This window comes from Streptomyces sp. HP-A2021, assembly GCF_022807935.1.
GTDB classification, from domain to species: domain Bacteria; phylum Actinomycetota; class Actinomycetes; order Streptomycetales; family Streptomycetaceae; genus Streptomyces; species Streptomyces afghaniensis.
In genome coordinates, this window is the sequence record NZ_CP094344.1 from 3273912 (window position 1) to 3287926 (window position 14015).

At 72.3% G+C, this 14015-nt stretch carries 14 protein-coding genes; 11 read left to right on the top strand and 3 right to left on the bottom strand.

All coding sequences use genetic code 11. The features are described from left to right. Positions 1–4: 4 nt before the first annotated feature. Complete coding sequence (locus tag MQE23_RS14740) at positions 5–715, bottom strand: AzlC family ABC transporter permease (protein WP_347710164.1); 711 nt, start codon at positions 713–715, stop codon at positions 5–7. A gap of 102 nt (positions 716–817) precedes the next feature. Between MQE23_RS14740 and MQE23_RS14745 the strand changes: the two genes are divergently transcribed. Beyond that, the gene (locus MQE23_RS14745) at positions 818–1387 is read left to right on the top strand and encodes an XRE family transcriptional regulator (RefSeq protein ID WP_020272568.1); all 570 of its coding nucleotides are present in this window, start codon (positions 818–820) and stop codon (positions 1385–1387) included. Positions 1388–1689: 302 nt separating this feature from the next. Here the strand turns inward: MQE23_RS14745 and MQE23_RS14750 are convergent, their stop codons facing one another. Then, the gene (locus MQE23_RS14750) at positions 1690–2721 is read right to left on the bottom strand and encodes a Ku protein (RefSeq protein ID WP_020272567.1); all 1032 of its coding nucleotides are present in this window, start codon (positions 2719–2721) and stop codon (positions 1690–1692) included. Positions 2722–2775: 54 nt separating this feature from the next. Between MQE23_RS14750 and ligD the strand changes: the two genes are divergently transcribed. Continuing rightward, positions 2776–3657, top strand: a complete 882-nt coding sequence (gene ligD, locus MQE23_RS14755) for a non-homologous end-joining DNA ligase (RefSeq protein ID WP_037669137.1) — start codon at positions 2776–2778, stop codon at positions 3655–3657. A gap of 40 nt (positions 3658–3697) precedes the next feature. Here ligD and MQE23_RS14760 read toward each other — a convergent pair whose 3' ends face one another. Then, entirely contained in the window at positions 3698–4501 is an 804-nt protein-coding gene (locus MQE23_RS14760) for a nuclease-related domain-containing protein (protein WP_243379354.1), read from the bottom strand. A gap of 120 nt (positions 4502–4621) precedes the next feature. Between MQE23_RS14760 and MQE23_RS14765 the strand changes: the two genes are divergently transcribed. The 9 genes from MQE23_RS14765 to MQE23_RS14805 all read left to right on the top strand — a co-directional run bounded on the left by MQE23_RS14765 (position 4622) and on the right by MQE23_RS14805 (position 14006). Next, on the top strand, positions 4622–5125 hold the full coding sequence (locus tag MQE23_RS14765; RefSeq protein WP_243379355.1) for a dual specificity protein phosphatase family protein: 504 nt from the start codon (positions 4622–4624) through the stop codon (positions 5123–5125). Between the two features lie 370 nt (positions 5126–5495). After that, complete coding sequence (locus MQE23_RS14770; protein WP_347710133.1) at positions 5496–6233, top strand: hypothetical protein; 738 nt, start codon at positions 5496–5498, stop codon at positions 6231–6233. Beyond that, positions 6230–7501, top strand: a complete 1272-nt coding sequence (locus tag MQE23_RS14775) for a HAMP domain-containing sensor histidine kinase (protein ID WP_243379356.1) — start codon at positions 6230–6232, stop codon at positions 7499–7501. The genes MQE23_RS14770 and MQE23_RS14775 overlap by 4 nt, the downstream gene beginning before the upstream one ends. A gap of 129 nt (positions 7502–7630) precedes the next feature. Continuing rightward, complete coding sequence (locus MQE23_RS14780) at positions 7631–8119, top strand: SH3 domain-containing protein (protein WP_020276413.1); 489 nt, start codon at positions 7631–7633, stop codon at positions 8117–8119. A gap of 52 nt (positions 8120–8171) precedes the next feature. Then, complete coding sequence (locus MQE23_RS14785) at positions 8172–9536, top strand: FtsW/RodA/SpoVE family cell cycle protein (protein WP_020276412.1); 1365 nt, start codon at positions 8172–8174, stop codon at positions 9534–9536. Further along, positions 9533–10993, top strand: a complete 1461-nt coding sequence (locus tag MQE23_RS14790) for a penicillin-binding transpeptidase domain-containing protein (protein ID WP_020276411.1) — start codon at positions 9533–9535, stop codon at positions 10991–10993. Before MQE23_RS14785 ends, MQE23_RS14790 begins: the two co-directional genes overlap by 4 nt. A 90-nt stretch (positions 10994–11083) precedes the next feature. After that, entirely contained in the window at positions 11084–12022 is a 939-nt protein-coding gene (locus tag MQE23_RS14795; RefSeq protein WP_020276410.1) for a diiron oxygenase, read from the top strand. Positions 12023–12115: 93 nt separating this feature from the next. Next, entirely contained in the window at positions 12116–13105 is a 990-nt protein-coding gene (locus MQE23_RS14800; protein ID WP_243379357.1) for a hypothetical protein, read from the top strand. 247 nt (positions 13106–13352) lie between these two features. Continuing rightward, positions 13353–14006, top strand: a complete 654-nt coding sequence (locus MQE23_RS14805; RefSeq protein WP_020276408.1) for a TetR/AcrR family transcriptional regulator — start codon at positions 13353–13355, stop codon at positions 14004–14006. The last annotated feature ends 9 nt before the right edge of the window (positions 14007–14015 follow it).

Genomic DNA, 14015 nt, shown 5'->3' on the forward strand with positions numbered 1-14015 from the left:
TCGCTCACCGTGTGGCCTTCTTCCTCGTCCTGACGGTGAACAGGGGCAGGGCGGCCAGGGCCAGCAGGACCGGCAGGCCCGCCGGGAGGAACGGGGTGACGGTCAGGGCCAGGGCCGCGGCGGTCAGTGCCGTGCGCCGCAGGGGTTTGTCCTTCAGCGCGGGCAGGATCAGCGCCAGGATCACCGCGGGGAACATGGCGTCCAGGCCGAGTGCGTCGGTGTCCCGCACGACGCTGCCGAGCAGTGCGCCGAGCGCTGCGCCGGCGGGCCAGCAGATCAGGATGCCCAGGCCGCACAGCCAGTACGCGGCCCGTTTGCGCTCCGGCTCGTCCTGGGCGAGGGCGAAGACGACCGTCTCGTCGTTCATGAGATGCGTGCCGAGCATTTTGCGCCGGCCCCGCCCGAGGACGTCGGGCACCGCCAGACCGAAGGGCAGGTGGCGCGCGTTGACCAGCAGCCCGGCCAGCAGCGCGGCGATCGGGCTGCCGCCGGCGGCGATGATCCCGACGAACAGGAACTCGGACGAGGCGGCGAGGACGAGCACCCCCATCAGGACCGGGAACCACCAGGCGAACCCGGACGTGACCGCGACGGCGCCGTAGGACATGCCGATCACCCCTACCGCCAGGCAGACCAGCGCGATGTCGCGGAGCAGCGCGCCATCCAGTGTTCGGCAGTCCGGTGTTCGGCCTCCCCGTGTTCGGCCTCCCGGTATTCGGTCTCCCGGTGTTCTCCATAGCGAACGCATGTTTTTTATAGTGGACATGGCTTACGATGTTCGTCAAGACAAACGAACGACCATTGGAGCGAACGCGCCATGTCCGAGGCCGGCCCCGCCCCCAAGCCCCCGATCGAAGTCATCGCCGCGTCGCTGCGGGCGGAGCGCGTCCGGGCGGGGCTGTCCCTCACCGAGGTCGCCCGCAGGGCCGGGCTCGCCAAGTCCACGCTCTCCCAGCTGGAGTCGGGCACGGGGAATCCGAGCCTGGAGACGCTGTGGGCGCTCTGCGTGGCCCTGGAGATCCCCTTCTCGCGACTGGTCGCCGTGTCGCGGCCGCAGGTGCAGGTGATCCGGGCGGGGGAAGGGCCGGCCGTCGGGTCCGAGCAGAGCGACTACCGGGCCACGCTCCTCGCCGCCTCCCCGCCCGGGGCCCGGCGGGACGTCTACAGCGTCGCCGCCGAGCCCGGGCCGCAGCGCTCCTCGGCGCCGCACCCGCCCGGAGTCGTCGAGCACGTCGTGATCAGCTCGGGCCGGGCCCTGGTGGGCACGGCCGACGAGCCGGTGGAGCTCCGCCCGGGCGACTACATCTGCTATCCGGCCGATGTCCCCCATGTCTTCCAGGCGCTGGAGCCCGGCACTCGTGCGGTGCTCGTCTCCGAGCATCACTGAGCGTCCAGGTCCGGTAAGCGTTTCCGGTCGGACATCGTGGCGTTGGGCCAGTATGGAAGTCGACCCGAAGGGTGTCCGGGTGAACACCGTCTCCCCGGCCCGGCGCGCACCCCGGCCTGGACCGACCCGGACGGCGTCGGCGCCCCACGGGCCGGCTCACCGAGCCGGAGGAGGTCGCCCAGGTCGTCCGCATACTGGTGAGCGGCCGCACCCGCGCCCCGAACGGAGCGGACCTGGTCGTCGACGGCGGCCGGCTCAAGACCGTCCGACCCCGCAGGGCCGGGTTCGAGGGGCCGTGCGGGTCAGGCCGGGCGTTTGCGCGGGGTCGACTTCTTCGTGGCCGTCTTCTTCGCGGTGCTCTTCGACGCCGTCTTCTTCGCGCCCTGGCCGGACTTGGCGGTCGACTTCTTCGCGGAGGCCGTGGTCTTCTTGGCCGCCGTCTTCTTCGCGGTGGACGCCGACTTCTTGCCGCCGGTCTCCTTGGGCGCCGCGCGGGCCGTCTTGCGCTGCGGGAGCGACTTGACCTCGGCGTGCTCGCCGGCCTCCTCGCCCCGGGACTCGCGGGCCGCGCGGACACTGTTCTCCAGGGCGGCCATGAGGTCGAGGACCTTGCCGCCCGTGGCCGGCTCGGGGGCCTGCGGCAGGGCCTCGCCGGCGGCCTTCGCGGCGATGACCTCCTCCACCGCCTCGCGGTACTCGTCGTGCAGGTCCTCCAGGTCGACCTCGCCCAGGGTGTCCATCAGGGCGTCGGCCAGGTCCAGTTCCTGATCCCGGACCGTGACGTTCGTGTCGGGGGCCACGCCCTCGGGGGCGCGGACCTCGTCCGGCCACAGCAGGCCGTGCATCGCGATGGCCTCGCCGACCACCCGGAGCATGCCGAGGCGCTCCCGGCCGCGCAGGGCGAACTTCGCGATCGCCACCTTGTTGCTGCGCTTGAGCGCCTCCCGCAGCAGGGTGTACGGCTTCGCCGCCGGGGCGCCGCTCGCCTGGAGGTAGTACGCGGCGTCCATCTGGAGCGGATCGATCCGGTCGGCCGGGACGAAGGCGACGATCTCGATCGTCTTGGCCGTCGGGATCGGCAGGCTGGACAGGTCCTCGTCGGTGATCGGGATGATCGAACCGTCCGCGTCCTCGTAGCCCTTGCCGATCTCCCCCTGGGTGACCTCGCGGTCCTCCAGCTCACAGAACTTGCGATAGCGGATGCGGCCGCCGTCCTCGGTGTGGATCTGGCGGAAGGAGATCGAGTGGCTCTCGGTGGCGTTCACCAGCTTGATCGGAATGCTGACCAGGCCGAAGGAGATGGCGCCGTTCCAAATGGACCTCACGTGCAGCACCCTTCCGGTCACTCTCGGGAGTGTTTGTCCTGTTTTGCGTGGGATTCTTATCGTATGGCGCCTATCACAGTGGTGGAGGGGCGACGGCTCCCGCTCAGTAATCTGGAGAAGGTGCTGTATCCCGCCACCGGCTTCACCAAGGGCGAGGTCCTGCACTACTACGCGACCGTCGCCGGGGTCCTGCTGCCCCACCTGCGTGACCGGGCGGTGTCCTTCCTGCGGTATCCGGACGGGCCGGACGGGCAGGTGTTCTTCACGAAGAACGTCCCGCCGGGTACGCCCGACTGGGTCACCACCGCCGAGGTGCCACGGGTCGAGGGGCCCTCGCGGATGGTCCTGGTGCAGGACCTGCCGAGCCTGATGTGGGCGGCCAACCTCGTCACGGAGTTCCACACCCACCAGTGGCTCGTCGGCACGCCGGAGGAGGCGGACCGGATCGTCTTCGACCTGGATCCGGGGGCGCCCGCGAGCATCGTGCAGTGCTGCGAGGTCGCGCTGTGGCTGCGGGAACGGCTCGCGGCGGACGGCATCGAGGCCTACGCCAAGACCTCCGGGTCCAAGGGGCTGCACCTGCTCGCCGCCGTGCGCGGGGCGTCCTCCGAGCGGGTGTCCGAGTACGCCAAGGCGCTGGCCGTCGAGGCGGAGAAGACCATGCCCCGGCTCGCGCTGCACCGGATGACCAGGAACCTGCGCCCGGGGAAGGTCTTCGTCGACTGGAGCCAGAACGCCGCGCGCAAGACCACGGCGACCCCCTACACCCTCCGGGCCCGCCCCGAGCCGACCGTCTCCGCGCCCGTGACCTGGGAGGAGGTCGAGGAGTGCGGCTCGCCCGGACGGCTGGACTTCCACGCCACCGACATCGCGGCGCGGGTGCAGGACTACGGCGATCTGCTCGCCCCGCTCCTCGACCCGGACAGCGCGGGCCGGCTGCCTTAGCTCTACGGGCCTCGCACGCTCTCAGTCGGGCGGCACGCCCTCACACCCGCGTCCATGTGTTCCGGTCCCGTGCCATCGCGTGCAGGGCCTCCACGTCCGCCGGCTTCAGGACGCCGCCCTGACGGGCCAGGGTCGGCACCTCCAGGTCCGTGACGACGCGGACCTCGCGCGGTGCGGCCGGGACCGACACGGCCGTCGGGCCGACCAGGGCGAGGACGGGGCGGACCTCCGCCGTCAGGGCGTAGGAGGCGCGGTCGGCGTCGGCGCGGACGCGGCGGAGCAGGGCGGCCGGTTCGCGGCGGCCCAGGGTGACCATGGGGTCGGCGACCGTCACCCGCTGCTTGCGCGCGTACAGGGTGTGCAGGGCGTACAGCCCGCCGGGGCCGATCAGCAGGTGGTGGATGCGGCTGCCGCCGGGGAGCGGGACGGAGTGCACGGCGTGCCAGCCGGCGCCGTCCAGGCGGTCCAGGGCGTCCCCGACCGTCTGCTCCGCCTCCAGGGCCCGGCGGCGCGGGTCCGGGCGCAGCCGGCGAGCGGGGCCGGGGTCGCGGTCGAGGGCGACGAGGAGGGCCTCGCCGGGGCGGTTGGGGGCCAGGTCGTCGTCGGGGTGGAGGCTCAGACGGGCGAGCTCGGCGGGGGTCGGCACCGGGGGCGGTCCCACCGTCACCTGGCCGGTGATGAAGGGCCCGAGGGCCCGGAGCACGTCGTCCTCGCGGTCCTCGCCCAGCAGGTTGACCCGGCCCGCCTCGCGGTCGTACCAGGCGATGTTCCTGCCGTCCGGGAGGCAGACGTACAGCCGTTCCTGACCGTGCCGCCAGGTCGGTATGACGCGCAGTCCGTCCATGCACCATCACCCCAGACCATGGGAACAGGCGGGGTGCTGCGGGGGCAAGAACCCGGCTACCTTTGAGAAGAGTTGGGCCCGCCGGGCAGGCCCTCGGGCGGTGATGCTGGGGAGGCGCCGTTGCGTACCCGCAGGAAATCCGATGTGCCGGCTCCGGAGAGTCCCTGGAACGAGGTCGTCCCCGGGTTGTGGATGGGCGGACACGAGTACGCCGGGGCCCTGGGCCATCCGGAGTTCGCCGTCGTACGGGACGAGTTCGACCTCGTGCAGACGCTGCTGCGGCTGCCGGGGCACGGGCCCGATCCGGACGTCCCGCACCACGTCTGGCCCATCCCCGACGGGCCGCTCGACGGGACGCAGCTCGCCGGCGTGATCCGGCTCGCCGAGGCCGCGTGCGAGGCGCTGGACGAGGGCCGCAAGGTCCTCGTCCGCTGTTACCACGGGTACAACCGCTCCGGCCTCGTCGTCGCGCATGCGCTGATGCGGCAGGGCAGCTCCGCCGACGCGGCGATCCGGCTGATCCGGGACCGCCGTTCGCCCTGGGCGCTGCACAACGAACTGTTCGTCGAGTACCTGCGGGCCGGGCTGGCGACGGCCCGGCTGCTGGAGGAGCTCACCGAGTAGGGCGGCAAACGGACTCCCTCGCGCGCAAATGGGACTTCCGCACGAATAAGGTGTACGGGGCCGACGGTCGGTCCGAGCCGTGTGATCAGCCTCGAACCGCAGGAGTGCAGTGCCCGTCAGCCGCGTCCGCAGCCTTCCCGGCCGCCCCGATGACCTCTCCGGTCCTTCGGATGGCCTTTCCGGCCGCGCCGACGGCCTTGTCAGCCGCCCCGGCAGCCTTCCGGGCAGCCGTCCGGGCCGGACCGGGAGCGGCCTCGGGCGCGCGGGAAGCCTGCCGGGCCGACCGGCGGACCAGCCCGGCCGCTTCCGAAGCCGCCGCCGGAAGCCCGGAAGAGTCGCCCGGTGTGTCGCCGGTGTCGCTCTCCTGCTCGTGGGCGCCGTGGGCTGCGGGGACGCCGGCGGGCTGGAGGGGGCCGGGGCGACGCCGACGGCCGTCGGGCCGGCTCGGCTCTGGCCCGAGCTGACGCCGGCGTCCAGTCCGGCCTTCGAGATCGGCGAGGTGAACACCGAGGTGGTCAAGGGCGTCAAGGTGCCCGGCGACGACATCCACCGGGTGGACCCGGTCGGGGTCGTCCGGGCCGAGATCGCCGCGAGCCAAGGCGACTACGCCGGCGACAAGGCGCCCTACCGCGACACGAACCGCCGGATGGCCGACTGCGGCAAGGGCCCGGAGCACGGACGGTGCCCGGTCCTCAGGCCGTACTACCGGGACCTGACCGGCGACGGGCGCGACGACCTGACGCTGGGCTTCCGGCTGCTGCCCGGCAAGACCACCGCGGTGCGCGTCTACACCGTGGAGAAGCACCGGCTCGTGCAGGTGATGGCCTGGGAGGACGCGCTGAGCGGCGTCGAGCTGGCCGGGCGTTCCCTCGTCATCCGATCGCCGTCCGAGGTGGCGGGCTACGAGTACCGTCTGCAGTGGACCTGGGACCGGGACCAGCGGGCCATGCTCCTCACCCAGGACGAGATGCTGCGCACCGGCCCGCGGAAGCACTCCCTGCACCCCTCCCCGCACCCCTCCCCGCACCCGTCCGGCGCACCCGCCGCCACGCCCTCCGGCTCCCCGTCCGCCTCCCCCACCGTCTCCCCCTCGGCGAGCACCGGATGAGACCCAGGCTCCCCCAGTGGTCCGGGACGCTCGCCGCGAAGGCCGCCGCCTTCATCACCGTGATGTGCTGCGCGCTGGCCGCCCTGCTCGGCGTCCTGGTGCACGTACAGGTGACGAACCAGACCGTCGACCAGGCGCGTGACCAGGCGTTGCAACGGCTGACGCAGGCGACGGAGCGGTACGAGGCCGGGGACTCGCTCAAGCGTGGCGCCGGGGTGGATCCCCCGGGCCTGCCCCCGTCGCTGCGGAACCTGGCGGTCGCCGGGGACCGCGGCACGATGGTCGCCGACTTCGCGGGGCGCCCCACGATGTGGGCGGCCGGGCCCGCCGACGGCGACCGGGCCCTGGCCGTGGCGGTCGACTACTCGCAGCAGGCCCGCACCATCGCGGGCCTGGACCGGGCGATCCTGTGGTCGTCGGGGCTGGCGATCGGGGCGACGCTGCTGGTCGGCGCGTTCGCGGTGACACGGGTGACGCGGCGGCTGCACACCACCGCGCTGGTGGCCCGGCGGATCAGCGCGGGCGACCTGGACGCCCGCGTGAACGACCCCCGTACGGACCCCCGTACGGACCCCCGGAAGAAGGCCCCGGCCCGCCCGCAGGACGAGGTGGCCGCGGTCGCCGCCGCGCTGGACTCCATGGCGTCGTCGTTGCAGGGCAAGCTGCTCGCCGAGCAGCGGTTCACCGCGGACGTGGCGCACGAGCTGCGCACCCCGCTGACCGGGCTGCACGCGGCGGCCGAACTGCTGCCGCCCGGGCGTCCGACCGAGCTGGTGCGGGATCGGGTGGCGGCCCTGCGCACCCTCACCGAGGACCTGCTGGAGATCTCCCGGCTGGACACCGGCCGGGAGCGGCTGGAGCTGGACACCGAGCAGTTGGGGCCGCTGGCCGAGCGGGCGGTGCGGGGCGCGGGGAGCGACACGGAGGTCAGGGTCGTACGGGACGTGGCCGTGGAGACGGACCGGCGGCGGCTGGAGCGGGTGCTGGGGAATCTCGTGGCGAACGCGCACAAGCACGGGCGGGGGCCGGTCGTGCTGACCGTGGACGGGCCGGTGGTCACCGTCCGGGACCACGGGGACGGTTTTCCGGAGTACCTGGTGGCGCACGGGCCGCAGCGGTTCCGGACGGAGGGCGGGGCGAGAGGGCATGGGCTCGGTCTGACCATCGCGCTGGGGCAGGCCGAGGTGCTCGCTGCGCGGCTGGAGTTCGCGAACGCGCCGGACGGCGGGGCGGTGGCGACGCTGACACTGGCGGCGGAGGAGCGGTGAGAGCAGTTCCCTTCGCCCCTTCAGGGCGCTCCCCCTATGGCCCAGTGTGACGGGCGGGGGTCATCGGGCGCTCCTAATGTGGCGGTTAGTCAGCTTTGACACCCTCTGCTCCACATGGAGGCAACCCCCATGTCCTTGCGCTCCTCACTCACCAGCCGCCTCTCCATAGCAGCCGCCGCCGGCATCCTCGCGACCACGGCAGCCGTCACCCCCGCCGTCGCGGACGACGACTGGGGCACGGGGGGCGACCCATCCTCCGACATCTCCACCGCCGGGAACGACGACTGGAACGGCGGCGGCAACGGCAACCAGGACTGGAACGGCGGCGGCAACGGCAACCACGACCCGAACGGTGGCGGCAACGGCGATCACCACCGCGACCCACGCACCACCCGAGGCGTCGTCACGGCGAACACCCTGGCGCTGCGCAGCGCGCCCAACCGCGGCTCCCAGATCATCCGGTTCGCCCACCGGGGCGACGTCGTCTCCATCTTCTGCAAGTGGGAAGGCGAGAGCGTGCAGGGCAATCGCACCTGGTACCTGCTCACGGACGGCACCTGGGCGTGGGGCTCGGCCCGCTTCATCGACCCCATCGACCGCAAGCCACGCCGGTGCTGACAATCGTGCAATCCGAAGCCCACCACACGTCTCATTTGGTTAGATTCCGGACATGAGCAAGGCCGGAATCATCGTGGCGACGGCGGACCCGCCCACGCCCGCCGTCCGCCGCCTCCCCCGGCGCCGTGGCATCGAACTCGCCCTCATCGTCCTGGCCGTACTGCTGTCCGTGTACGGCTACTGCGCGGTGGGCCTCGCCCGGCACGACGCCCTCCCGCCCGGTGCCGCCGGCTACGGCGCCGGGCTCGGCGTGCTCGCGCTGCTGGCGCATCTCGCCGTGCGCCTGCGGGCCCCGCACGCCGACCCGCTCCTGCTGCCCATCGGCGTGCTGCTCAACGGGCTCGGCCTGGTGCTCATCTACCGGCTCGATCTGGAGACCCCGGGCGACCGGGCGGCACCGGCCCAGCTGATCTGGTCGACGCTGGGCGTGGCGCTGTTCATCCTGGTCGTCCTGCTGCTGCGGGACCACCGGGTGCTCCAGCGCTACACGTACGTCTGTGTCGTCGCCGCGCTGGTGCTGCTCACGCTGCCGATCCTCTTCCCCGCGGTGAACGGCGCCCGCCTCTGGATCCGGATCGCCGGGTTCTCCATCCAGCCGGGCGAGTTCGCGAAGGTGCTGCTGGCGGTGTTCTTCGCCGCGTACCTGGCCGCGAACCGCAACGCCCTCGCCTACACCGGCCGCCGCGTCTGGAAGCTCCAGCTGCCCACCGGCCGGGTCCTCGGCCCGATCGTCGCCGTCTGGCTGGTGAGCGTCGGCGTCCTGGTCCTGGAGCGGGACCTCGGGACCTCGCTGCTCTTCTTCGGCCTGTTCGTCGTCCTGCTCTACGTCGCCACCGGCCGCACCGGCTGGATCGCGGTCGGTCTGCTGCTGGCCGCGCTGGGGGCGGTCGCCGTCGGCCGGCTGGAGCCGCACGTGCACAGCAGGATCGAGACGTGGCTGCACCCGTTCGCCTCGATCGAGGCGGGGGAGGGCGCGAACCAGCTGGCCCAGTCCCTGTTCGCCTTCGCGGAGGGCGGCGTGCTCGGCACCGGCCTCGGGCTCGGCCACTCGGTCCTCATCGGCTTCGCCGTGAAGTCGGACTTCATCCTGGCCACGGCCGGCGAGGAGCTCGGCCTGGCGGGCCTGTCCGCGATCTTCCTCCTCTACGGCCTGCTGGTGGAGCGCGGCTACCGGGCCGGCCTCGCCCTGCGCGAGCCCTTCGGGCGGCTGCTCGCCGTCGGCCTCGCCTCGCTCGTGGCGCTCCAGGTGTTCGTGATCGCGGGCGGGGTGACCGGCCTGATCCCGCTGACCGGCCTGGCGATGCCGTTTCTGGCGCAGGGCGGCTCGTCGGTGGTGACCAACTGGGCGATCGTGGCACTGCTGGTGCGGGTCAGCGACTCGGCACGCCGTCAGTACGACGGGCCGGACACCCGATGACGCGGCACATCCGGCACGCCGGCGTCTTCTGCGCCCTGCTGCTGGTGGCGCTGCTGCTGAACGCCGCCCGCGTCCAGGTCGTCCAGGCCCCGGCATACGACGGGAACCCCGCCAACCGCCGCTCCGAGATCTTCCGTTACGGGCAGCCGCGCGGCGACATCCTGGTCGGCGGCCGGCCCGTCACCGGCTCGAAGGACACCCGCGAGCACCTGCGCTACGAACGGACCTACGTCGAGGGCCCGTTGTACGCGCCGGTCACGGGTTTCGCCTCCCAGCTGTACGGAACGACGCTCCTGGAGAAGGCCGAGGACGGCATCCTGTCCGGCACGGACCCGATGCTCGCGCCGTTCCCGCTGTGGAACGACTTCACGCGCGCACGCAGCCGCGGCGGCGACGTCGTGACGACCATCGACCCGGCCGCACAACGGGCGGCGTACAAGGGACTCGCCGGGCGCAAGGGCGCGGTGGCGGCGCTGGAGCCGTCGACCGGCCGGATCCTGGCCCTGGTGTCCGCCCCGTCCTACGACCCCCAGCCGCTGTCCGGCAACGGAGCGGCGGCCGCCAGGGCGTGGACGCGGCTGAACGCCGACCGGGACCGCCCCATGCTCAACCGGGCGGTGCGGCAGACGTATCCGCCGGGCTCGACGTTCAAGGTCGTCACGGCGGCCGCCGCACTGGACGCCGGCGTGGTCAGGGCTCTCGGCGCGCCGACGGACTCCCCCGACCCGTACACCCCGCCCGGGACGCGGACCCGCCTGACGAACGCGTCCCGCGGCTGCCGGGACGCCTCCCTGCGCGAGGCCTTCACCCTCTCCTGCAACACGGTGTTCGCCAAGCTCGGCGTGGAGGTGGGCGCGACGGACATGACGGCCACGGCCCAGGCCTTCGGCTTCAACGACCCGGCGCTGCGGATTCCCTTCCCGGTGGCCCGCTCCACCTTCGACACCTCGCTCGACCCGGCCCAGCTCGCCCTGTCGTCGATCGGCCAGTACAACACCCGTGCCACACCGCTCCAGATGGCGATGGTCGCGGCGGCCGTCGCCAACGGCGGTCAGCTACGGGAGCCGTACCTGGTGGAGCGCACGACACGACCGGGCGGCAGCACCCTCGCGGCAGCCGGCTCGCGCGCGGCCCGCCAGGTGATGTACCCCTCGACCGCGGTCCGGCTGCGCGCGCTGATGCGGGAGGTGGTCGAGGACGGCACGGGACGCCGGGCCGCGATCCGCGGCGCCAGGGTCGGCGGCAAGACCGGCACCGCCCAGCACGGCCTCGGCAACTCGGGTACGCCGTACGCCTGGTTCGTCTCCTGGGCCCAGGGCGACGGTGACCTGGCGCCGCGGGTGGCGGTCGCGGTGGTCGTGGAGGACGCGGAGGCGGACCGCGGGGACATCAGCGGCGGCGGCGACGCGGCACCGATCGCCCGGGCGGTGATGAAGGCGGTGCTCGAGGCCCGCTAGTCAACAAGTGGCGCCCAGGGGATTGACGGCCTTGCTGACAGGCAGTCTCATAAGGGGGACAGTGACGTGTGCACAACGAGGTGGGCAGCCATGACGACCCTGACGGAAGCCGACGCGCTCGACGGCCTGCGCGATGCCCTGGGCCTGCTGAAGGACCGGGAGCAGGTGGCCCAGCGGCTGCTCGACTCCTCCGCCAAGCACTCCTTCGACCCGGACGAGGAACTGGACTGGGAGGCGCCCTTCGAGGAGGGCAAGTGGTTCTGGCCGCCGGAGCTGGTGTCGCTCTACGACACGCCGCTCTGGAAGCGGATGAGCGAGGAGCAGCGCATCCTCCTCTCCCAGCACGAGGCGGCCGCGCTGGCCTCCCTCGGCATCTGGTTCGAGATCATCCTGATGCAGCTCCTGGTCCGGCACATCTACGACAAGGCGGCGACGAGCGCGCACGTGCGCTACGCGCTCACGGAGATCGAGGACGAGTGCCGGCACTCCAAGATGTTCGCCCGGCTGATATCCCACGGCGACACCCCCTGGTACCCGGTCAGCCGCGTCCACCAGCACCTGGGCCGCCTGTTCAAGACCATCTCGACCACCCCGGGTTCCTTCACGGCGACGCTCCTCGGTGAGGAGGTCCTCGACTGGATGCAGCGGCTGACCTTCCCCGACGAGCGGGTCCAGCCCCTCATCCGCGGCGTGACCCGCATCCACGTGGTGGAGGAGGCCCGCCACGTCCGCTACGCCCGCGAGGAACTCCGCCGCCAGATGGTGACGGCCCCCAAGTGGTCCCAGGAGTTCACCCGCATCACCTCCGGGGAGTTCGCCCGGGTGTTCTCGGTGGCGTTCGTGAACCCCGAGGTCTACACGAACGTGGGCCTGGACAAGCGGGAGGCTCTCGCGCAGGTACGGGCGAGCGGGCATCGCCGCGAGGTCATGCAGAACGGGTCGAAGCGGTTGACGGACTTCCTCGACGACATCGGGGTGTTGCGGGGCGTCGGGCGGCGGCTGTGGAAGTCGTCGGGGCTGCTGGCCTAGGGGCGAACCCCGGCCACGTCATGTCCATGCGGGGTGACTACTGTCCTCCTTGAACTCGTCACCCTCCGTGGCCCTCAAGGAGATCACCACCCCATGTCCCCCCACACCCGCCTCGTCCGGTTCGCCGCCCTCGGGGCCACGACCGCTCTCGCCCTGACCGCGTGCGGCGGCCAGGCCGCCTCGGATTCCGGCACCGAGAACACCCCGCAGGGCGTCGTCACCCAGGCCGCCGCCAAGAAGATCGCCGACCACTACGAGGAGGTCAACAACAAGGCCAACGCGGCGCGGGACGACAAGCTCCTGGGGACGGTCGAGGCGGGGCAGGTCTACGCGATGGACAAGGCCACCTACACCCTCTTCGAGACCTGGCCGAAGAAGGAGCAGAAGGCCTACACCAAGCCCTTCTCCTACCAGGACCGCGAGTACGTCATCCCCGAGAAGGGCACGGCCACCTGGTTCGCCGTCCGGGCCAAGTCCAGCGAGAACAGCAAGAACAGCGTGCTGCTGGTCTTCGACAAGGTCGGCGGGACCTACAAGATGGTGCTCTCCCTCTGGGCCGACAGCGGCGAGCCCCTGCCGAAGCTCGCCGTCGACCGTCACGGTCTCGCCGAGGCCGTCGACCCCGACACCAAGGTCGGCAAGCTGGCCCCTGCCGAGGTCGGCGCCGCCTACGAGGACTTCCTCGAGACCGGCGGCAAGAAGGAGGGCAAGGCCCTGGCCTCCACCGAGCCGGTCGAGAACGCCAAGGAGACCTACGAGCGGAGCAGCACCGAGGGCGCGGCCGGCGGCAAGGCCACCGAGAAGTTCTTCACCAAGCCCCCGGCCGACCCGAGCGTGTACGCCCTGCGGACCGCCGACGGCGGCGTCCTCGCCCTGTTCCCGGCCGCCCACAAGCAGGAATCCCTGCTGAAGGAGTCCTACCGCTCCATCGCGGATCTCGTCCCCAACGACGAACAGTCCGCACTCGGCGCCCCGCGGGGCGCCCTCATCACCGACACGTTCGAGGGCCAGGGCCTGGCCGAACTGACGCCCAAGTCCGCCCGGATCACGGCCGTCGACTTCCAGCACGTGGACGCCCGCTGAGAGGCTCCCCCACTCGCCCGCACCCGCCGACGGCGAGAAGGGGACGTGTCGGGGGGTGTCCGCCCGCAGCGGTTGGCGCGTCAACGGACGGTTAGCCGGTATCCGACCCCATCGCGCCGTTCCGAGGGCGGACACCCCCCGGCGCGGCCCCGGCCCACTACCCGGCGTCAGGCGCTACGCGAACCCCACCGCCCCCGCGCAGGCCGCCGCAGGCACCCCGCACCATCCCCCGGTTACGCTGCCGGTCATGACACCAACCGCCCCCACCCCCGCCTACCGGCGCCTCAGCGTCGAGGAACGCCGCAGCCAGCTCCTCACCGCCGCGCTGAGCCTCTTCGCGCACCGCGCCCCGGAGGACGTGTCCCTGGACGACGTGGCGGAGGCGGCGGGGGTGTCGCGGCCCCTGGTCTACCGGTACTTCCCGGGCGGCAAGCAGCAGCTGTACGAGGCCGCCCTCCGCTCCGCCGCAGACGAGCTCCAGCACTGCTTCGACGAACCCCGCGAGGGCCCCCTGCTCCCCCGCCTGTCCCGCGCCCTCGACCGCTACATGGCCTTCGTCGACGAACACGACGCCGGCTTCAGCGCCCTCCTCCAGGGCGGCAGCGTCGTAGAGACCTCACGCACGACGGCCATCGTCGACGGCGTGCGCCGCGCCGCCGCGGAGCACATCTTCCGGCACCTGGAGGTCACCGAGCCCGGCCCGCGCCTGCGGATGACCGTCCGGATGTGGATCACCGCCGTCGAGGCGTCGTCGCTCATCTGGCTCGACGAGGACAAGCAACCCCCAGCCGAGGAACTGCGCGACTGGCTCGTCGAGCAGTTCGTGGCCATGCTGTCGGTGACCGCCCGCCGCGACCCGCAGACCGACGCCCTGGTCCGGGCCCTCGCCGAGGATGTCTGACACTGATCC